Annotated in this window: 16 protein-coding genes; 15 read left to right on the top strand and 1 reads right to left on the bottom strand. The window is 74.7% G+C overall.

Annotated features, from left to right (window positions below):
* The first annotated feature begins 49 nt into the window (after positions 1-49).
* From BSZ37_RS20440 to BSZ37_RS22245, 11 genes are all read left to right on the top strand, one after another.
* A complete protein-coding gene (locus BSZ37_RS20440) occupies positions 50-1477 on the top strand; it encodes a TolC family protein (RefSeq protein ID WP_095512537.1) in 1428 nt (475 codons plus the stop codon).
* Entirely contained in the window at positions 1474-1734 is a 261-nt protein-coding gene (locus BSZ37_RS20445) for a hypothetical protein (protein ID WP_095512538.1), read from the top strand. The genes BSZ37_RS20440 and BSZ37_RS20445 overlap by 4 nt, the downstream gene beginning before the upstream one ends.
* Positions 1735-1810: 76 nt before the next feature.
* Positions 1811-3292, top strand: a complete 1482-nt coding sequence (locus tag BSZ37_RS20450; protein ID WP_095512539.1) for an efflux RND transporter periplasmic adaptor subunit — start codon at positions 1811-1813, stop codon at positions 3290-3292.
* Between the two features lie 26 nt (positions 3293-3318).
* A complete protein-coding gene (locus BSZ37_RS20455; protein ID WP_095512540.1) occupies positions 3319-6489 on the top strand; it encodes an efflux RND transporter permease subunit in 3171 nt (1056 codons plus the stop codon).
* Positions 6486-6857, top strand: a complete 372-nt coding sequence (locus tag BSZ37_RS20460; RefSeq protein ID WP_218830607.1) for a DUF3147 family protein — start codon at positions 6486-6488, stop codon at positions 6855-6857. Before BSZ37_RS20455 ends, BSZ37_RS20460 begins: the two co-directional genes overlap by 4 nt.
* Before the next feature lie 130 nt (positions 6858-6987).
* Positions 6988-7404, top strand: a complete 417-nt coding sequence (locus BSZ37_RS20465) for an ArsR/SmtB family transcription factor (RefSeq protein WP_095512541.1) — start codon at positions 6988-6990, stop codon at positions 7402-7404.
* On the top strand, positions 7401-7766 hold the full coding sequence (locus tag BSZ37_RS20470; RefSeq protein WP_095512542.1) for a hypothetical protein: 366 nt from the start codon (positions 7401-7403) through the stop codon (positions 7764-7766). Before BSZ37_RS20465 ends, BSZ37_RS20470 begins: the two co-directional genes overlap by 4 nt.
* A 182-nt stretch (positions 7767-7948) precedes the next feature.
* Complete coding sequence (locus BSZ37_RS20475; RefSeq protein ID WP_095512543.1) at positions 7949-12499, top strand: CusA/CzcA family heavy metal efflux RND transporter; 4551 nt, start codon at positions 7949-7951, stop codon at positions 12497-12499.
* Positions 12500-12536: 37 nt separating this feature from the next.
* On the top strand, positions 12537-13766 hold the full coding sequence (locus tag BSZ37_RS20480) for an efflux RND transporter periplasmic adaptor subunit (protein ID WP_095512544.1): 1230 nt from the start codon (positions 12537-12539) through the stop codon (positions 13764-13766).
* A gap of 4 nt (positions 13767-13770) precedes the next feature.
* Positions 13771-14544, top strand: a complete 774-nt coding sequence (locus BSZ37_RS20485) for a class I SAM-dependent methyltransferase (RefSeq protein ID WP_095512545.1) — start codon at positions 13771-13773, stop codon at positions 14542-14544.
* Entirely contained in the window at positions 14541-15701 is a 1161-nt protein-coding gene (locus tag BSZ37_RS22245; RefSeq protein WP_179299803.1) for a sodium:calcium antiporter, read from the top strand. The genes BSZ37_RS20485 and BSZ37_RS22245 overlap by 4 nt, the downstream gene beginning before the upstream one ends.
* 379 nt (positions 15702-16080) lie before the next feature.
* Here BSZ37_RS22245 and BSZ37_RS20505 read toward each other — a convergent pair whose 3' ends face one another.
* Positions 16081-17088, bottom strand: coding sequence for an FTR1 family iron permease (locus tag BSZ37_RS20505; protein WP_218830608.1), 1008 nt, complete (start codon positions 17086-17088; stop codon positions 16081-16083).
* A gap of 132 nt (positions 17089-17220) precedes the next feature.
* Between BSZ37_RS20505 and BSZ37_RS20510 the strand changes: the two genes are divergently transcribed.
* From BSZ37_RS20510 to BSZ37_RS20525, 4 genes are read left to right on the top strand one after another with little or no spacing between them, the layout of a single operon-like run.
* Complete coding sequence (locus BSZ37_RS20510) at positions 17221-18033, top strand: cation efflux transmembrane domain-containing protein (RefSeq protein ID WP_095512548.1); 813 nt, start codon at positions 17221-17223, stop codon at positions 18031-18033.
* Between the two features lie 20 nt (positions 18034-18053).
* Entirely contained in the window at positions 18054-18824 is a 771-nt protein-coding gene (locus tag BSZ37_RS21685) for a SpoIIAA family protein (protein WP_143537781.1), read from the top strand.
* Positions 18825-18837: 13 nt separating this feature from the next.
* A complete protein-coding gene (locus BSZ37_RS20520) occupies positions 18838-19575 on the top strand; it encodes a ZIP family metal transporter (RefSeq protein WP_095512549.1) in 738 nt (245 codons plus the stop codon).
* A 28-nt stretch (positions 19576-19603) separates the two neighbouring features.
* Positions 19604-20053: a hypothetical protein gene (locus tag BSZ37_RS20525; RefSeq protein WP_095512550.1), complete on the top strand. Its 450-nt coding sequence runs from the start codon at positions 19604-19606 to the stop codon at positions 20051-20053.
* Positions 20054-20127: the final 74 nt, after the last annotated feature.

Raw genomic sequence — 20127 nt, forward strand, 5'->3', positions numbered from 1 at the left:
GTCCCTGCGGGGGGACGTCCGGTAAGGTACCGGCCTCCCCCCGCGCCCCGTGATCGCCACCGCCCTCGTCCTCGTCTGGCTCGCCCTCCTCGGGGCGTGGGCCGCCGTGGGACGGAGCCTCGGTCCCCGGCCCGCTGCCGGCGCCCGCCGCGTGCTCCCCCTCGTGGTCGCCACGGTGGCATCGGCCGCGACCGCCCAGCCCGTCGATTCTCTCGCCGTCGACTCGGTCGCGGTCGAGCTGGCGGTCCCGCCTCCGGTCCCGGTCGACCCCGCCGGGGTCCGACGTGTGACGCTCGCCGAGGCCCTCGCGCTCGCGGCCGAGACGAGCCCCGCGCTCGCGCTCGCCCGCGCCGACGTGGCCGAGGCCGAGGGCCGCGCGCTCCAGACGACGCTGCGGCCCAACCCCACGGTCTCCGGCGAGCTGATCCCGCTCGCCCCGCTCGGCGGGGGACCGTTCGACGTCGAGGCGACCGTCGGCGCCAGCCTGTACCTCGAGCGCCCGTCGCTCCGCGAGGCCCGCCTCGACGCCGCCACCGGCGCCACGCGCGCCGCCGAGGCCCGCGTCGAGGCCGAGGCGCTCCGGCTCCGGGCCGACGTCGCGCGCGCCTACGTCGAGGCCGCCGTCGCCGAGGCCCGGACGGCCACGCTCGCCGAGGTGGCCGCCGTCGTCCGCGAGGCCGTCCGGTCGGCCGAGTTCCGCTACGCCGAGGGCGAGCTGTCGGGGTTCAGCCTCCGGCGGCTCCGGGTCGAGCAGGCCCGGTACGAGACGGCGCTCGCCGAGGCCGCCCTCGACGGCGCCCTCGCGCGGCGCCAACTCTCGGCCCTCGCGCTTTCGCCCGAGGCCCTCGCCGACGGCGCCGTGCTCGCCCCGGCCGAGACGCTCACCGGCCCCGCCCCCTCCGTCCTCGTCACCGACGCGCTCGCCGCGGCGGCCCGCCCCGAGGTCCTCGCCGCCCGCGCCGAGCTGGAGGCGGCGCTCGCGGGTGTCGAGGCCGTCCGCCTCGGCGCCCGCCCGGCCCCGACCGTCTCGGCCGGGCTCACGCGGCAGCCCGGGGGCGGCGTCGGCCCCGCCGTCGGCGTCTCGCTCCCCCTCGCCCTCTACGACCGCCGCGAGGGCGACGTCCAGGCCGCCCTGGCCCGCGTCGAGGGCGCGCGGGCTCGCCTGGCGCTCGCCGAGCGGGCCGTCCAGGCCGACGTCCGCCGCGCCTTCGAGGCCTTCGACGCCCGCCGCCAGCGGGCGGCGCTCCTCCGCGGCGGGCTCCTCGACGGGGCCGACGACCTGCTCCGCATCGCGCGCGTGGCCTACGGGCTCGACGAGATCTCGCTCGTCGAGCTGCTCGACGCGACCGACGCCTACCGCGAGGCCCGGGTGGCCGTGGCGGCGGCCGAGGCCGCCGCCGCGCTCGCCTACCTCGACCTCCGCCGGGCCGCCGGCGGCGCGCTCCCCGCCCTCACGCTCACCCCCCGAACGCCATGACGCGCCTCCTCCCCCTCGCCCTGGTCGCCCTCGCCCCGCTCGCCGGCTGCGCCGACGACCCGGACCCCGCCGAAACGCCGTCGCCCGTGACGGGCACCGCCGAGGTCGCCCCGGACCTCGCCGCCCCGGCCACCGCGACCGTCCTCGACACGACCGGCGCCGCGCCCGACACGACCGGCTTCTTCGACGAGGCCGAGGCCGCCGCGGAGGAAGCGGGCGCCCACACCCACGCGGACGGCGAGACCCACGAGCACTGATCCCCCGCCGGGCTCGGAGCCCGCGCACTGCGCCACCACCGGACTCCGAGCCCGGCACCCTCCCCGACCCGCCCCCATGAGGCGCCTCCTCTTCCTCCCCCTCGCCCTGCTGGCGGCCTCCGGCTGCGGCGGCGACGCCGAGCCCGCGGCCGACGACCACGGCCACGAGCACGGCGGCACGGCCGTCACGGTCTGGTCCGACTCGACCGAGCTGTTCTTCGAGCACCCGGTCCTCATCGCGGGCCAGCCGAGCGGCCCGTGGGCCGTCCACGTCACGCGGCTCTCGGACTTCTCGCCGGTGACCTCGGGCGCGCTCCGGCTCCGGTTCGAGCGGCGCGAGGGCGGGGCCTACGTCACCGAGGCGGAGGCCCCCGCCCGGCCCGGCATCTACACCCCGCAGACGACGGTCCCCGAGGCGGGCGTCTACCGGCTCGTCGTCGAGGTCGACGGGCCGGGGCTCCGGGACCGGCTCGTCGCCGGGGCCGTCCAGGTCGTCGCCGACTCGTCGGAGGCCCCGCACCCGCCCGACCCGGTCGGCGAGATCGCGTTCCTCAAGGAGCAGCAGTGGCCCATCGACTTCATGACCGCCGAGGCCGGCGTCCGCGAGGTCGAGCGGTCGGTCGAGGTCCGGGGCCGCGTGACCCCAGCGTCGGGCGCCGAGGCGACCGTCACGGCACCCGTCGGCGGCGTGGTTCGGGGCTCGGGTCCCGGCGAGGGCCAGGCGGTCCGCGCGGGGCAGACGCTCGCGGCCATCCAGCTCCCCGGCGCCCCCGACGGCGGGGCGTCGGCGGCCGGGCTCGTCTCGCTCCGGTCCCGGATCGAGGAGCTGGAGCGCGAGGCGGCCCGAGCCGAGCGGCTGGTGGCCGTCGAGGCCGTCCCCCAGATCCGGTTGACCGAGGCCCGTCACGCACTCAGCACCGCCCGCGCCGAGCTGGCGGCCATGCGCGGCGGCGGCTCGGCGCGCGACGCCGAGCCCGTCCGCGCCCCGATCTCGGGCGTCGTCGCCGAGCGGATGCTCTCGCCCGGCGCCCGCGTGTTCGCCGGCGACCCGCTCTACCGGATCGTGAACCCGGGCAACCTCTGGCTCCGGCTCGAAGTCCCGGCCCGGTTCGCGAGCGAGGGGCTCGGGGCCGACGCCGCCGTGTTCACCGTCGAGGGCGGCGACCGCCCCTACCGGGCCTCGGGCCGCGTCGGCGCCGCCCCCGCCATCGACCCCGAGACGCGGACGCTCCCGGTCCACCTCGCCGTGGCCTCGAACGACGGGACGCTCCGGGCCGGGATGCTCGCCGACGCCCGCGTGTTCTTCGGCGGGGCCGAGCGCGCGACGACGATCCCCCAGGCCGCCGTCCAGCTCGAGGACGGCCAGCCGGTCGCCTACGTCCAGACGGGCGGGGAGTCGTTCACGCGCCGCCCGCTCTCGCTCGGGACGTCCGACGGCGAGTTCGTCGTCGTGTACTCGGGCGTCGAGCCCGGCGAGCGCGTCGTGACCGACGGGGCCTACGCCGTCCACCTCGCCTCGCTGGGCGCCCAGGAGATCGGCCACGGCCACGCCCACTAGCGCCCCGCTCGTAACCGACCGCCGCCGTGCTCGACCGACTCATCCGCTGGTCCCTCCAGAACCGCCTCGTCGTCCTGTTCGCGGCGGCGGTCCTCCTCGCGCTCGGGGCGTGGGCCGCCGTCTCGACGCCGGTCGACGTGTTCCCCGACCTCACGGCCCCGACGGTCACCGTCCTCACCGAGGCGCACGGGATGGCCGCCGAGGAGGTCGAGAGCCTGGTCACGTTCCCCGTCGAGACGGCCGTGAACGGGGCCTCCGGCGTCCGCCGCGTCCGCTCGGCCTCGTCGCAGGGCATCTCCATCGTCTGGGTCGAGTTCGACTGGGGCACCGACATCTTCCGCGCCCGCCAGGTCGTGAGCGAGAAGCTCCAGCTCGTCGGGGCCGGGCTCCCGGCGGGCGTCGAGCCGCCGGTGTTGGCGCCCGTGACCTCGATCATGGGCGAGGTCCTGCTCGTCGGCCTCACGAGCGAGGCGCACACGCCGATGGAGGTCCGCGCGGCGGCCGACTGGCAGGTCCGGCGGCGGCTCCTGGCCGTCCCGGGCGTCTCCCAGGTGGTCCCCATCGGCGGGGCCGTCAAGGCGTACCAGGTGCTCGTGGACCCCGCCGCGCTCCAGGGCTACGACGTGACGCTGGGCGAGGTCGTCGAGGCCGCGGCGGCGTCCAACCTCAACGCGGCGGGCGGGGTCTACCAGGAGAGCGGGCGCGAGGTCCTGATCCGGGGGATCGGGCGCGCCCAGGACGTCGGCGATATCGCGCGGACGGTCGTCGCCACGCGCGGCGGCGTCCCCGTCCTCCTGGGCGACGTGGCCCGGGTCGAGGTCGGCCCGCAGCCGCGGTACGGGACGGCCTCGGTCGACGCCGAGCCCGCCGTCATCCTCTCGATCCAGAAGCAGCCCGGCGCCAACACGCTCGACCTCACCGAGCGGATCGCGGCCGAGCTCGACGCCATTCAGACCCAGCTCCCCGACGGGATGGAGGTGAACCCGGCGCTCTTCCAGCAGGCCGGGTTCATCGAGGTCGCCGTCGACAACGTGGTCGAGGCGCTCCGCGACGGGGCCGTCCTCGTCGTGGTCGTCCTGTTCCTCTTCCTGTGGAACGTCCGGACCACGTTCATCTCGGTGCTGGCGATCCCGCTCTCGCTCGCCGCCGCGCTCCTGGTGATGAAGGGGCTCGGGGCGACGATCAACACGATGACGCTGGGCGGGCTGGCGATCGCGATCGGCGCGCTCGTCGACGACGCCATCATCGACGTCGAGAACGTGTTCCGGCGGCTGAGGGAGAACCGCCAGCGGCCGGAGGGAGAGCGGCACCCCGCCCTCGCCGTGATCTACCAGGCCTCGAAGGAGGTCCGCGCGCCGATCCTCAACGCGACGCTCATCATCACGGTCGTCTTCCTCCCGCTCTTCTTCCTCTCGGGCGTCGAGGGCCGGATGCTCCGCCCGCTCGGGTTCGCCTACGTCGTGTCCATCATGGCGTCCCTGTTCGTGGCCGTGACCGTCACGCCGGTCCTGTGCTCGTTCCTCCTGCCCGACACGGCGGCCGTCGGGCGCGAGCGCGAGAGCTGGCTCGTCGAGAAGCTCCAGGGCCGCTACCGGCGCACGCTCGACTGGGTGCTCGGGCACACGCGGGCCGTCCTCGTCGGGGCCGCGGCGCTCGCCGTCGTCGCGCTCGCGGCGTTCCCGCTCCTCGGGCGCGGGTTCCTGCCCGAGTTCCAGGAGGGCACCCTCGTCATCAGCGCCGTGACCGTCCCGGGGACGGGGATCGAGGAGAGCGACCGGATCGGGCGGCAGGCCGAGGAGATCCTGCTCGCGCACCCGGCCGTCGCGGGCACGAGCCGCCGGACGGGCCGGGCCGAGCTGGACGAGCACGCCCAGGGCGCCAACGCGGCCGAGATCGACGTCCGTCTCGACCTCTCGGGCCACGAGATGGACGCCGTCCTCGACGACCTCCGCGACGCGCTGGCGGTGCTCCCCGGCACGAACATCACGATCGGCCAGCCCATCGGGCACCGGATCGACCACATGCTCTCGGGCACGCGGGCGTCGATCGCCGTCAAGGTGTTCGGCCCCGACCTCTACGAGCTCCGCCGGGTCGCCGAGGGCGTCCGCGCGGCCGTCGAGCCCGTCGAGGGCGTCGTCGACCTCGCCGTCGAGCAGCAGGCCGACGTCCCCCAGCTCCGCGTCTACGCCGACCGCGCCCGGATGGCCGGGTACGGGGTCACGCCCGCCGCGCTCGGCGAGGCCATCGACGTGGCGTTCGCGGGCGAGGCCGTCTCGCAGGTGCGGGAGGGCCAGGAGGCCTACGACCTCGTCGTCCGCTTCGCCGACGACGCGCGCGGCGACGCCGAGGCCGTCCGGGCCGCGCTCATCGACACCCCGCTCGGCCCGCGCGTCCGGCTCGACCAACTCGCCGACGTCCGCTCGGAGCGCGGGCCGAACACGATCACGCGCGAGAACGTCCAGCGCAAGCTCGTCGTCTCGGCGAACGTGGCCGGGCGCGACGTGGGCTCGGTCGTCGACGAGATGCGGGAGGCCGTGGCCGCAGGCGTCGACGTGCCCGAGGGGTACTTCGTCGAGTACGGGGGCCAGTTCGAGAGCGCCCAGTCGGCCACGCGGACGATCGCGCTCCTCTCGGTCCTGTCGCTCGCGCTCATCTTCCTCCTATTGTACCAGCAGTTCGGGAGCGCCCGGACGGCGCTCCTCCTCCTCGTCAACCTCCCGCTCGCGCTGACCGGCGGCGTGTTCGCGCTGCTCCTGACGGGCGGCGAGCTCAACGTGGCCGCGCTCGTGGGCTTCGTGACGCTGTTCGGGATCGCGGTCCGCAACGGAATTCTGTTGGTCAGCCACTACCAGCAGCTCCTGGCCGAGGGGGCGCCGTTCCGCGAGGCCCTCGTGCGGGGCTCGCTCGAGCGGCTCAACCCGATCCTCATGACGGCGCTCACGGCCGGGCTCGCGCTCATCCCGCTCGCGCTCGGGGGTGGCGAGCCGGGCAAGGAGATCCAGACGCCGATGGCCGTCGTGATCCTGGGCGGGCTGCTCACCTCGACGGTCCTCAACATGGCCGTCGTCCCGGCCCTCTTCGCGAGGTTCAGCGGCCGTGACCGGCTCCGCCCGGAGCCCGGGGCGGGCGCGTTCGGGGACGGCCTCGCCGGGGCGCCGGTCGCGGCCGTCCGGCCCGTCGAGCCCGCCCATCCGTGAGCGCGCGGCAGAAGGCGATGGCGTACACCGTGCTCAAGGTTCTGGTCTCGGCCGTCCTCGTCGTCGCCATCGCCGAGGCCGGGAAGCGCAGCTCGTTCCTGGGCGCCGTCCTCGCGTCCGTCCCGGCCGTCTCCGTCCTCGCGTTCGTCTGGCTCTACGTCGACACCGGCGACGTGGCCCGTGTGGCCGACCTGGCCTCGGGCGTGTTCTGGCTCGTGCTCCCGTCGCTCGTCCTGTTCGTCGCGCTCCCGGCGCTCCTCTGCCGTGGGTGGGCGTTCTGGCCGAGCCTCGGGGCCTCGCTCGCAGCGACGGTCGTGGCCTACGCGGCGATGGTCGCCGCGCTCGGCCGGTTCGGCGTCCGACTGTAGGGAGCAGTTCTCCCGTGCGGCACGGACGCTCGGCGAGAGACGCGGACCCCCGACTGCCCACTCCTGTGAACCCCACACGAACCACCTCGGCAGGGTTGCGCTACCTGATCTGCGTCTGTACGTTTGATCCATGGTTCAATCGTCATCCGACTCCTGCGCCGTCCGCTGCGTCCACCCCGACGCCGTCGAGGCCGCCCGCGTCGCGCTGGCGGACCGCGCCGAGCGCTTGGACGGTGCCCGTGCCTTGTTCGCCGCGCTCGGCGACCCGACCCGGCTCCGGCTCCTCGCCGCGCTCCAGGTCGGCCCGCTCTGCACGTGCGACCTCGCCGCGACCCTCGGCGTGACCGAGTCGGCCGTGAGCCACCAGCTCCGCGGCCTCCGCGCGCTCCGGCTCGTCGCGAGCGACCGCGACGGGAAGGTGGTCTACCACCGGCTCGACGACGACCACGTCGCCGCGCTCCTCAGCGTGGCCGCCGAGCACGTGGCCGAGGTGGCCGTTGAGGATGAAACGCGACCGGCCGATACGACGTTGGCCCCCGCCGCATGACCACGCTCCGCCGCCTCCTGCCCCCGCTCGCCGCGCTCCTCGCGGTCCTCGTCGTCGTGCAGACGACCGACCTCGTCGCGTGCGCCGACGAGGCGGTCGCAACTGAGCACGAAGAGACGCACACGGACGCGCTCGCGAGTGGCGGCCACCCCGTCCCCGCGCCCGGAGACAGCCACGACGACGAGCACGAGCACGAGGAGGGCACCTTCGCCGACTGCCTCTGCCACGTCGTCTTCGCGCCGACCGGCATCGTCCCGGACGCCGGCGTCCGTCCGGCCTCCGAGCCCGCGGCGTACGTCTACGTCGGCGCCGCCCCGCCCGAGGTCGAGCCGCTGGGGCTCGACCACGTCCCCCTCGCCTGAGGACCGTCCGCACGCCTGACGTAGGCGCGCTCGGCTAGCCGCCAGCGCCGCCCCGTGTGGACCCGCCGTGTCTGTGGAGACACGGCCGCTATCCCGCCCCGCCCGGCCGCCGCCGGACGCGCACGCTCCCGTGCCGTCCGGGCCGCCCGTCGGGAGTCCCCTCCTGTAGCCGGTCCTCCGTCTTGTTCGATCGCATCGTCGCGTTCTCGCTCCGCCAGCGGGTCCTCGTTCTCTTCGCCACCGCCGGGCTCGTCGCCGCCGGGCTCTACGCCGCCACCCGGCTGCCCGTCGACGCCGTCCCCGACGTCACCAACAACCAGGTCCAGGTCCTGACGCAGGCCCCGGCCCTCAGCCCGCTCGAGGTCGAGCGGTTCGTGACGGTCCCCGTCGAGCTCGCGCTCAAGTCGCTCCCCGACCTCGTCGAGCTCCGCTCGCTCTCGCGCCAGGGGATCTCGGTCATCACCGTCGTCTTCGAGGAGGGCGTCGACACCTACTTCGCGCGCCAGCTCATCCTGGAGCAGCTGAGGGGGATCGAGTCCGAGCTGCCCCCTGGCACCGAGACGCCCGAGCTCGGGCCGGTCTCGACGGGCCTCGGCGAGGTGTTCCGGTACACGCTCCGCGACACGACGGGCACCTACTCGCCGATGGAGCTCCGCACGATCCAGGACTGGATCGTCCGACGCCAGCTCCTCGGGGTCCCCGGCCTCGCCGAGGTCAACTCCATCGGCGGCACCCTCAAGCAGTACCAGGTGCTCGTCGACCCCGAGCGGCTCGCGGGCTACGGGCTCACGCTCCGCGAGGTGTTCGACGCGACGGCCGAGGCGAGCGGGAACGCGGGCGCCGCCTACATCGAGACCGGGCCGGAGCAGCTCTCGGTCCGCACCGACGGGCTCGTCCAGAGCCTCGACGACCTCCGCAACACCGTCGTCGCCACGCGCGGCGGGACGCCGGTCACGCTCGGCGACGTCGCCGAGATCACGCTCGGCCCGGCCATCCGGTTCGGGGCCGCCACCCAGGACGGCGAGGGCGAGGTCGTGACCGGGTTCGCGTTGCAGCTCAAGGGCGCCAACGCCCGCGTCGTGGTCTCGGCCGTCAAGGACCGGATCGACGAGATCCAGCGGGCGCTCCCCGAAGGGGTCACGATCGAGCCGTACTACGACCGGACGGCCCTCGTGAACCGGACCATCAAGACGGTCGGGAAGCACCTGGCCGAGGGCGCGCTCCTGGTCATCGTCGTGCTCCTCATCCTGCTCGTGAACCTCCGGGCCGGGCTGGTGCTCGCGAGCGTGATCCCGCTCGCCATGATGTTCGCCTTTATCGGGATGTGGATCACCGGGACCAGCGCGAACCTCATGAGCCTCGGCGCCATCGACTTCGGGCTCGTCGTCGATGGCTCGCTCATCATCGTCGAGAACGTCCTCCGACGGATCGGGGTGATGCAGAAGGAGGGCGGCGGCCGGCTGTCCAAGGAGGCGTTCCGGGACCTCGTCTACGAGGGGACGCTCGAGGTCCGGAAGGTGGCCCAGTTCGGCGAGGTCATCATCCTCGTCGTCTACCTCCCCATCCTGTTCCTCCGGGGCATCGAGGGCAAGCTGTTCACGCCGATGGCGCTCACGGTGAGCTTCGCGCTCATCGGCGCGGTGATCTTGTCGATCACCTACGTGCCCGTCATGTGCTCGCTGGTGTTCGACCCGGAGAAGCCGGTCAAGCACTCGCCCATCGTCGACTGGCTCCACAAGGTGTACCGCCCGCTCCTCGACCGCGCGCTCGCGATGCGGGCCGTCGTGGTCGGCGGGTCGGCCGTCCTCTTCGCCATTGCCATCGCCAGCTTCGGCGGGCTGGGCGCCGAGTTCGTCCCGCGCTTGGACGAGGGCGACGTCGCCGTCCAGATCATCCGGCTCCCGAGCGTGTCGCTCACCGAGTCCGTCGAGATCGCGGGCGACGTCGAGCGGCGGCTCATGGCCTTCGACGAGGTCGAGACCGTCGTCGGCAACACGGGCCGGGCCGAGATCTCGACCGACCCGATGGGCGTCGAGATCACCGACGCCTACGTGATCCTGAAACCGAAGGACGAGTGGCCCGAGGTCGACGGCGACCAACGGACCAAGCCCGAGCTGGTGGCCGCCATGCAGGAGGCCGTCGAGGACATCCCGGCGGGCGTCCAGTTCTACCAGCCCATCGAGATGCGGACGAACGAGCTCATCGCGGGTGCCCGCGGTGACGTCGTCGTCAAGATCTTCGGCGAGAGCTACGACGAGCTCACGCCGCTCGCCGAGCAGGTCCAGGCCATCGTCCAGGAGACGCCCGGCGCGACGTCGGTCTCGATGGACCAGACGACCGGCTCGCCCCAGCTCGTCGTCCGGCCCGACCGCGCGGCGCTGGCCCGCTACGGGCTCACGGTCGAGGCCCTGAACCGGATCGTCCAGACGGCCGTCGGCGGCGCCGTCGCGAGCGAGGTGTACGAGGGCGAGCGCCGGTTCGACCTCGTCGTCCGGTTCGCCGAGGGCGCCCGGTCGAGCCCGGCCGCCGTCGAGGCCCTCCCGGTCGTGACGCCGACCGGGGCGCAGGTCCCGCTCGGCGCGCTCGCGGCCGTCGAGGTCACGTCCGGGCCGGTGTCCGTCTCGCGCGAGGAGGGCAGCCGGTTCGTCTCGGTCCAGTCGAACGTGACCGGCCGCGACCTCGCCTCGTTCGTCGAGGACGTCCAGGAGCGCGTGGCCGCCGAGGTCGCGCTCCCGCCCGGCTACCGGGTCGACTACGGCGGCCAGTTCGAGAACCTCGAGGCGGCCACGGCCCGGCTCTCGCTCGTGGTCCCGCTCGCGCTCGTCCTCATCTTCGTCTTGCTGTTCCAGACGTTCGGGTCGATGCGGCTGGCGGCCATCATCTACCTCTGCGTCCCCCTCTCGGTCGTGGGCGGGGTGGGGATGCTCTACCTCCTCGGCCTCCCGTTCTCGATCTCGGCGGGCGTCGGCTTTATCGCCCTCTTCGGGATCGCCGTCTTGAACGGGCTCGTAATGGTCGGGGCCATCCGCAAGTTCGAGATCCACGGGCTCCCCCGCCGCGAGGCCGTCCTCGCCGGCGCCGACGAGCGGCTCCGCGCCGTCGTCACCACGGCCACGCTCGCAGGCGTCGGGTTCACGCCGATGCTCCTGGGCAGCGGCGCGGGCGCCGAGGTCCAGCGGCCCCTCGCGGCCGTCGTGATCGGCGGGCTGGTCACGAGCACGGTCCTCACGCTCTTCGTGCTCCCGACGGTCTACGCCTGGTTCGGCTCGGGGAACGCCCCCGACAAGCTCCCTGGCGCAGACGACGTCCAGGCCGACCTCGACCGCTCGATCGACGCCGAGATCGGTTCGGACTGGGCGCCCAACGCGCCCGCCGTCCGCGAGGCCGACGCGGAGGCGCACGGCCACGACGGGCACGCAGGCGACGGCCACGACGCGCCGGAGCCGTCCGAAACCCGGCGCCGACCGGGGGCCGGACCGGCGCTCGGGCTGGTCCTCGCGCTCCTACTGGGGGCGGGGTCCGCGCGCGCCCAGGACGTGGGCGGCCCGGCCACGCCGCTCACGCTCGCCGGGGCTCTAGAGCAGGCCGAGGCCGTCGCGCCCGAGCTCTCGCTCGGGACGGCCGCCGTCGCCCGTGAGGCGGCCCGGCGCGAGAGCGCGGGCATCCTGCCCGCGACCGAGTTCTTCCTCGGCGTCGACCGCGTGCCCACCATCGACGGCGGGTTCGGCGGGACGGAGACGAGCCTGGGTGCGAGCCAGTCGTTCCGGCTGCCCCAGTACTACCGCGCCCAGCGCGGGGCGGCCGACGCGCTCCTGCGCCAGGCCGAGGTCGAGCAGGGCGCCCTCCGGCGCGGCGTCCGTTTGAGGGCCGCGCTCGCCTACGTCGAGGCCGTCGCCGCCGACGCCCGGCTCGCGCTCGCCGACTCGTCGGTGGCCGTGGCCGAGAGCTTCGCGACCGCCTCGAACCGGCGGCAGGAGCTGGGCGCGACCGGCGCGCTCGAGCCCTTGCAGGCCGAGGTCGCGCTCGCCCAGGCCGTCCGGGTCCAGGCCGAGGCCGCCGGCGAGGCCCACCGCGCCCGCGCGGCGCTGGCGACCTACCTCGCCCGGACCGGCGAGATCGCGCTCGCCGACGCGCTCCCCGCGGTGACGGCGGCCGACCTCCCCGACCTCGACCGGCTCGCGGCGACGGGCGCGCTCGACTCCCTCCTCGCCCGGGCCAACCCCCGGGTCGCGGCGGCGGAGGCGGCCGTCCGCGTGGCCGAGGCCGAGGCCCGCGCCGTGCGCACCGAGCGGCTCCCGTCGTTCGGGGCCGAGGCCGCGCTCCAGACCGAGGGCGGCGCCGTCGGCTTCCTCGGGGGCCGCGTCGGCGTGGCCGTCCCGCTTGCCCGGCTCGCCAACGACGCGCCCGACCGGGCCGCCGCCGCGGCCGTCGAGGTCGCCCGGCGCGAGCGCGACCGGCTCGTCGTCGGGCTCGCGGCCGACCTCCGCCAGCGCGTGGCGTCGCTCCGGGCGGCCGTCGCCCAGGTCGCCCTCTACCGCGACCGGCTCGTGCCCCAGGCCGAGCGGGCCTACGCCATCGCCCTCCGGCTCCGCCGCGAGGGGGCCGCGAGCTACCTCGAGGTGCTCCAGGCCCAGACGGCGCTGATCGAGACGCGGGCCGCCGCGCTCGACGCCCGCGCGAACGCCGCCCGCCTCCGCACCGAGGCCGACGCCCTCCTCAACCCCGACTTCTAGACCGACCGTCCCCCCTACGGTCCACCCCCCAACTCCGATGAATCGACTCCCCATTTACTCCCTCCTCCTCTTGCTCCTCGCCGCCCCGCTGGCGGGCTGCGGTTCGGACTCCGAAGCGGCCGCTGGCGAGGACGACCACGCGGGCGAGGCCCCAGGCGCCCACGCCGACGAGGGCGCTGGCGAAGGCGCCGAAGACGAGCACGGCGACGAACTCACGCTGACCGACGAGCAGGCCGCCGCGACCGAGATCACGACCGAGGTCGTCCGGTCTTCGGCGCTCGCGGCCGAGGTCCGCGTCCCCGCGCGCATCGTCCCGACCGAGACGGGCCAGGCCCAGGTTGGCGCGCTCGTGGACGGCCGGGTCGTCCGGCTCCTGGTCGCCGAAGGCCAGTCCGTGCGGCGCGGCGCGGCCGTTGCCGTCATCGAGAGCCCGGAGGTGGCCCGCCTCCAGGGCGAATACCTCCGGACGCAGGCCCGCGTGACGCAGGCCCGCCAGCAGCTCGACCGCTCGCGCCAGCTCGCCGCCGAGAACCTGATCTCGCAGACGCTCCTGGAGCAGGCCGTCGCCGACGCCCGGGCGTCGGAGTCGGAGGCCGCCGCGATCGCGGGCGAGATCCGCGCCGAAGGGGGCGCCACCCCGTCGGGGCCGGGCGCCGTCACGGGCCGCGTGACCGTCACGTCACCCATCTCGGGCGTCGTCTCCGAGCGCCAGGCCGAGCTGGGCGCCTTCGTCCAGGCGAGCGCCCCGCTCTACGAGGTCGTCGCGCCGGGCCAGGTCTACGCCGACGCGAGCGTGGACCCCGACCTCGCCTCCTCGATCCGGTCCGGCGACGCCGCCGTCATCGAGGCGCCGGGCGGGCGCCGGTTCCGGGGCGTCGTCCAGTTCGTCGGGGCCGAGGTCGCGGGCGAGACGCGGACGGCGACGGTCCGGCTCCGCGTCACGAACGCGACGGGCGAGCTCCGGCCCGAGACGTTCGTGACGGTCGTGTTCGACGTCGAGGCCGGGGAGGGCACCGCCGAGGGCCGCACGGCCGTCACGGTCCCGACCGAGGCCGTCGACCGCGACGGCGGCGACGCCTACGTCTGGGTCCCGGTCGAGGGCGAGCCCCGGACGTACGCCCGCCGGGCCGTCCGGCTCGGGGAGGCGACCGGCGACCGCGTCGAGGTCCTCTCGGGGCTCGAGCCCGGCGAGACCGTCGTGACGGCGGGGGTCTTCGCGCTCAAGAGCTTCCAGAGCCGCGGCGAGCTCACAGAACACGACCACTAAACCGATGAAGCGGACTACCACCCTCCTCCTGGCTGCCGCGGGCGGCGCGCTCCTCTGGCGCCGCGCCCGGCGCACGGCCGACGACCCCGACGGGGGCGTCCTCGACGCCGACGAGGCCCGCGCGCTCTACGACCGCCTCGCGCCCGTCTACGACGGCGTCGCGGGCGCCTACGCGCTCCTCGGCGCCCGGCGGCTCCACGACCGCGCCGTCGGGGCGCTCCGCCTCCGGCCGGGCGACACCGCCGTCAGCCTGGGCTGCGGGACCGGCCCGAACCTCGGACCGCTCGCCCGCGCCGTCGGCCCGACCGGCCGCGTCGTCGGCGTGGACCTCTCGGCCGGAATGCTGGCCCAGGCCCGCGACCGCGTCCGCCGCCTCGGCCTCGACAACGTCGAGCTGGTCCGGGCCGACGTCCGCGAGTTCGCGTTCCCCGAAGGGCTCGACGGCGTCCTCGCCGTGTTCGCGCTCGAGATGGTCCCGGGCTACGACGCCGTCGTCGAGCGGGCCGTCGCCGCACTCCGGCCCGGCGGGCGGATCGCCGTCTCCGGGCTCCGCCGGCCCGACGGCTGGCCCGAGTGGGCCGTCCGGCTCGGCGAGCTCGTCAACCGGCCGTTCGGGGTGAGCCGGGCCTACGAGTCGTTCCGGCCCTGGGAGGCCGTCCGCCGCCACGCCCGCGAGGTCGCGTACCGCGAGGCCGTGCTCGGCGCCGTCTACCTCTCCGTCGGCGAGGCGCCGTCCCCAGACAGGTCATCCCGTCAACGTCAAGAACCGTACGCATGAGCACCTGGGTCTGGGGAATCGTCTTGCTGGTGGCCGCGACGGTCTCTCACTGGGGGGCCGAGCGCCTCGCCAAGCCGCTGCACAAGCTGACCCGCCAGTGGGGGCTCACCGCGGCGGCGGGCGGCGCGCTCGTCGCCCTCGTCACGGCCGGCTCCGAGATCGGGATCAACACCACGAGCGCGCTCCGCGACGTGACCGACATCGGGCTCGGGATGTCGCTCGGGTCCAACGTGCTCGCCATCCCGCTCACCGTGACGGTGGTCTACCTGGCGACGCGCAAGCGGCGGCTCGGAGAGGAAGAGGGCTCCGACGACTCGGGCTCCGACGACTCGGGCTCCGACGACTCGGGCTCCGACGACTCGGGCTCCGACGACTCGGGCTCCGACGACTCGGGCTCCGACGACTCGGGCTCCGACGACTCGGGCTCCGACGACTCGGGCTCGGGCAGCGAGGCGGGGGAAAGCGCCGACGAGCACCGCCGCCACGTCGAGGACCACTTCCTCCCCGTCGCGAAGGAGACCGTCACCGTGCTCACGCTGCCGTACTTCGGGCTGCTCGCGCTCGTGGCCGTGCTCACGCTGCCGGCGCCCTGGCGCGGGCTCCAACCCATCGACGCCGTGTTCCTCCTCGCCGGGTACGCCCTCTACCTCGCGCAGGCGCTCAAACGCGGGAAGGAGGAGGGCGAGAAGGGCTCGTGGTCGCGCAAGGAGGTCGCGCTGGCGGTGGCCGGCGTGGCCGCGATGGGCGTGGGGGCCTACTTCGTCGTCCGCGCCAGCGAGAACATCGCCTCGGGCCTCGGGCTCTCCGAGATCGTCACGGGCCTGTTCATCACGGCCCTCGCCACGGCGCTCCCGGAGCTGTTCGGGGCGTGGAGCATCGCCCGGAGCGGGCAGGTCACGGCGGCCACGTCGAGCGTGATCGGCGACCACGCCGTCACGATGACCGTCGCCCTCGTCCCGCTCGCCCTGGTCACGCTCCCGATCGAGGACCTCCGGCTCTTCTCGGTGAACCTCGCCTTCGTCGCCCTCCTCCCGGCGGTCTACGCCGCGCTCATCCACTGGGGCAGCGACGAGCACGGGTTCACGAGGGGTCAGGTCGTCGCCCTCGACGCGACGTACCTCGTCTACCTCGCCGTCATGTTCCTGTGGGTCCTCTAGCCCCCACCGAGCCCATGAGCCCACAGACGAGAAGTTGGAGCCGTCGCCCCATCCACTGCGGAGGCGGCGGGCTCACGCCGGAGACGCCATGAGCCACGACCACGCCCCAAGCGCCAGCGTAGACGGAAGCACGGGCCGACGGCTCCTCATCGCCTTCGTCCTCAACGCCGGGATCACCGCCGCCGAGCTCGGCGGCGGCCTCAGACCGCGCTCCGCCGCCCGCGCGCTCCGCCGCTGTCGTCCTCCAAGGGGTCTGAGGCGCCGTGGGGGGGTGGAGAAGACGGCGTCGCCCAAGAGGCAGGTGAACGGGGCGGGACACGAAGAGGGGGCGACCCCGGTGGCCGGGGGCGCGAGCCTCCAAGCCGGTCAGGGTCCCGTCTCATACGACCGGCTCCGGTCGGGAGGAGACGGCGAGGGACGGCGGCGGCACCGACGGCCGGACGGCGGGCCGCTGGCCCCTCCGCTGGGGCCGCCACACCTTGAGGTACCGCGAGACGACGTACGACCCGCCGACCAAGAGGGCGGCCACCGCCTGGGCGCCGAGCGACTCGGCCGTGGGGAAGACGGCGAACCACATCCCCATCCACGCCGGGATCGCGAGGGGCACGGGCGTGACGCCGACCCACGCGGCCTGCTGCATTTCCTGCACGCTCTCGCCCACCATCACCACGAGGACGCCCGCCAGCATGACGCCGGTGAACACGAGCATCTTCTTGTAGGGCAGCCGGTGGTGGGCCACGAACGTGAGCACCCCGACGACGGCCGTGAACGCGAGCCCGATGGCGACCCCCTGCGACACGACGCCGGAGCCCGCCTGGAGCCGCATGTTCTGGAGGAACAGGACGACCTCGAACCCCTCGCGGTAGACGACCGAGAACCCGAGGAGCGCGAACCCCCACGCCGTCCGCGAGCCCTCGCGCCCGGCCTCGGCGAGGAGCCGCTGGCGGCGCTTGTTGTGCATCGATATCCACCCGGTCCAGTAGACTTTGTGGAAGAACCAGTTCATGATCACCAGCAGCACGACGACGGCCAGCAGGCCCGTCGCCGCCTGGACGTCGAGGGCCGGCGCGTTCACGGCGTCGATGAGGGCGACGACGACGAACCACGTCGCCACGCTCGCCACGAACGCGCTGGCGGCCCCCCACGTGATCGGCCGGCGGTAGACCCGGTGCGCGCCCATCATGCTCGCCGTCACCGCCGCGAACACGAGGATGGCCTCCAGCCCCTCCCTGAAGACGATGAGCCCCGTGTTCATGACGACGGCCCCGGGGCTCAGGTCGGCCGCGAGCGGGTCGGGGTTGCCGGCCGAGGTGACCCCCTGCCACACCATCGCGCCGAGGACGCCGAGGGTCCCGAGCGCCAGCCCAGCCGTGATGATCCGTCTCATGGTCAGTCAGTTTAGACTCGATCTAGATAAGCGCGAAGTCTGGCCTCATGGCCCTGATTCGTCCGCCTCCCTTCTATTTCACACGCGGCCTGTCCTCCCTGTGGGCGCCGCTCGTCAGACCCACGCCCCTCAATGAACCGCACCGCCTACCACGTCGAGAAGATGGACTGCGCCGCCGAGGAGCGGCTCGTCCGCATGGCGCTGGCCGACGTCGAGGGCGTCGGCCCGCTCCGGTTCGACCTCACGGCCCGCCGCGTGGTCGTGGTCCACGAGGGCGACGCCGCGCCGGTCACGGACGCGCTCACAGGCCTCGGACTCGGCGCCCGCCCGTCGGGCGAGACGGAGTCCGCTACCGAAGCGGACCTCGTCCCCGAGACGACCGGGACCGAGGAGCGCGGCCCGCTCCGCATCGCGCTCGGCATCAACGCCACGTTCTTCGTGGTCGAGTTCACGGCCGGGCTCGTCTCGGGCTCGATGGGGCTCGTCGCCGACTCGCTGGACAACCTCGCCGACGCCCTCGTCTACGCGCTCAGCCTCGCGGCCGTCGGCGGCGCCGTGGCCCGGAAGAAGGAGCTCGCGCGGTACAGCGCCTACCTCCAGGGCGGGCTCGCCGTGTTCGGGCTCGCCGAGGTGGTCCGCCGGTTCGCGGTCGGCGGCGAGGCGCCCGACGTGGCGACGATGATCGTCGTGGCGAGCCTCACCCTCTTGGGCAACGTCGCGACGCTCCTGGTGCTCCGCCGGGCGCGGGGAGGCAGCCCGGGCGAGGCCCACGTCGAGGCAAGCTGGATCTTTACCTCGAACGACATCAAGGTCAACGGCCTGGTCATCCTCTCGGCCCTGGTCGTCTGGGCGACGGGCTCGGCCGCGCCGGACCTGATCGCGGGCGCGTTGGTCTTCGTCATCGTCGCCAACGGCGCCCGGCGCATCCTCGCGCTCTCGAAGTAGGCCCCGTTCCCCGCCACCCCATGTACGAGCTCCTCCCGCAGACCCAGAACGACGTCCTCGGCGTCCGCCTCGGCGGCGCCCTCACCGGCGACGACTACCGGGCGCTCCGGGCGGCCCTCCAGCGGGCGGGCCGGGACGGGCCGGTCCACCTCCTCGTCCTCGCCGACGACCACCACGGCCCGGCCGAGCCCGGGGCGGCGTGGGCCGACCCCGCCGACGCGCCGGTCCGGCCCGTCGCCGTGGGGCGGCTGGCCCTCGTCGGCGACGGCGAGTGGCACACGTGGACGGCGTGGCTCGACCGGCTCCTCGCCCCGGACGCCGTCCGGTCGTTCTCCGAGGCCCTGCTCGCCGAGGCGTGGGCCTGGCTCCGCGAGGGCGACACTTCTCCCGCTTCACCCCCCGAAGCCGTGACGGACCCGGACCCCTGCCCCCTCCTGCTCGGCCTCGTCGAGGCGCTCCGCGAGGCCGCGCCCCGGCTGAACGGGGGGCTCCCGTACCCCCAGCGGACCGGGATCGACGACGTCCAGGCGGGCGCGCCCCGCCCCGACGGCCCCGCCCGGTGCTCGCTCCCGGTCACGGTCCGCGTCGCTCGGGGCGTCGAGAAGCGCTACGTCCTCTCGGTGGAGACCGGGGCGGGGCGGGCCGCCCTCGCCGTCTCGGACGGGGCCGAGTTCGAGGACCGCTTCCGCCTGGCGACGACGCCCGGCGACCCCCCCGTAGAGGCCGACGTCCACCGGCTGTTCACCGCCCTCACGGCCGACCTCGGCCTCCACTTCGCCACGGCCTCCTGACCCGCTCGGCCCCATGAACGAGTACCTCACCGTCCTCGCGCTCACGGCCCTCCCGGCGGCGGCCAACTTCGCGGGGGGCCTCCTCGCTGAGGTCGTCCCTCAGAGCGACCGCGTGCTGAGGCTGGCGCTCCACGCTGCCGCCGGGATCGTCATCGGTGTGGTCGGGATCGAGCTGATGGAGCAGGTGCTCGGCGTGGGCCGACCGTGGATCCCGATCCTGGCACTCGTGGCGGGGGGCGCCGTCGCCGTCGCGCTCGACGCCGCCGTCGGGTACGTCCGGGGCCGGTTCGGCGGGGCCGACGCCGCCGCCGACGCGGGCGCGTGGATGATCTACCTCGGCGTCTCGGTGGACCTCTTCTCCGACGGCGTCCTCATCGGGGCGGGCTCGACGCTCAGCCTGGGGCTGGGGCTCCTCCTCGCGCTCGGGCAGGTCCCGGCCGACGTACCCGAGGGGTTCGCCACGATCGCCACGTTCCGCCGCGAGGGCGTCCCGCGTCGGCGGCGGCTCCTGCTGTCGGCCTCGCTCGCGCTCCCCATCCTCCTCGGAGCCACGCTGAGCTACTGGGCCGTCCGTGGGCTCCCGGACCTCTACAAGGTCTCGCTCCTCGCACTCACCGCCGGGATCCTCCTCACGATCGCCGTCGAGGAGATGGTGACGCAGGCCCACCAGACGCCGGACTCGCGCTGGGACTCGCTCGCCCTCGTGGGCGGCTTCGCCCTGTTCGCCCTCGTCGCCGTCTACTTCGGCTGACGGTCCCCTCCCCCAACCCCACACCCCGATGGCAACGCTCTGCCTCCCCTTCGCCGACGTGTTCCCGGACGTGGACGAGGCCCACGACCCCTGCGTGGTCCGGCTCGTCGCCACGCTCGAGGCCCACGACGGGGTCGTCCTGGCCCACGTGGTGACCGGCATCGCCGGGACGCCGGTCCGGCTGTGCGTCCACCACGACCCGGCCGTGGCCCCGGCCGACGACGTCCGGGACACGGTCTGCGTCCTCTCCGAGAGCCAGCGGACCCACTTCGGGCACGTCCACGCCCGCGTGGCCGACGCGGCGGCGGCCTGCGCCGCCGCCGAGCGGACCCGGCGGGTCTCCGGCGTACGGGGGGTCGAGACGACGGACGACGGGACACTCCACGTCGAGTACAACCGGGACCGGACGACCGAGGCCGCCGTCCGCGCGGCCATCGAGGAGGTCGTGACCGACCTGCCCGGACCGGCCGATGCGTAAGCCGTCGCTCCTGCGGTGGGCTTCGCGGGGACTGGCAGCCCCCGCGCTGCTCTGGGCCGCCGCGCCGGCGCACA

This window comes from Rubrivirga marina (assembly GCF_002283365.1).
Classification (GTDB): domain Bacteria; phylum Bacteroidota; class Rhodothermia; order Rhodothermales; family Rubricoccaceae; genus Rubrivirga; species Rubrivirga marina.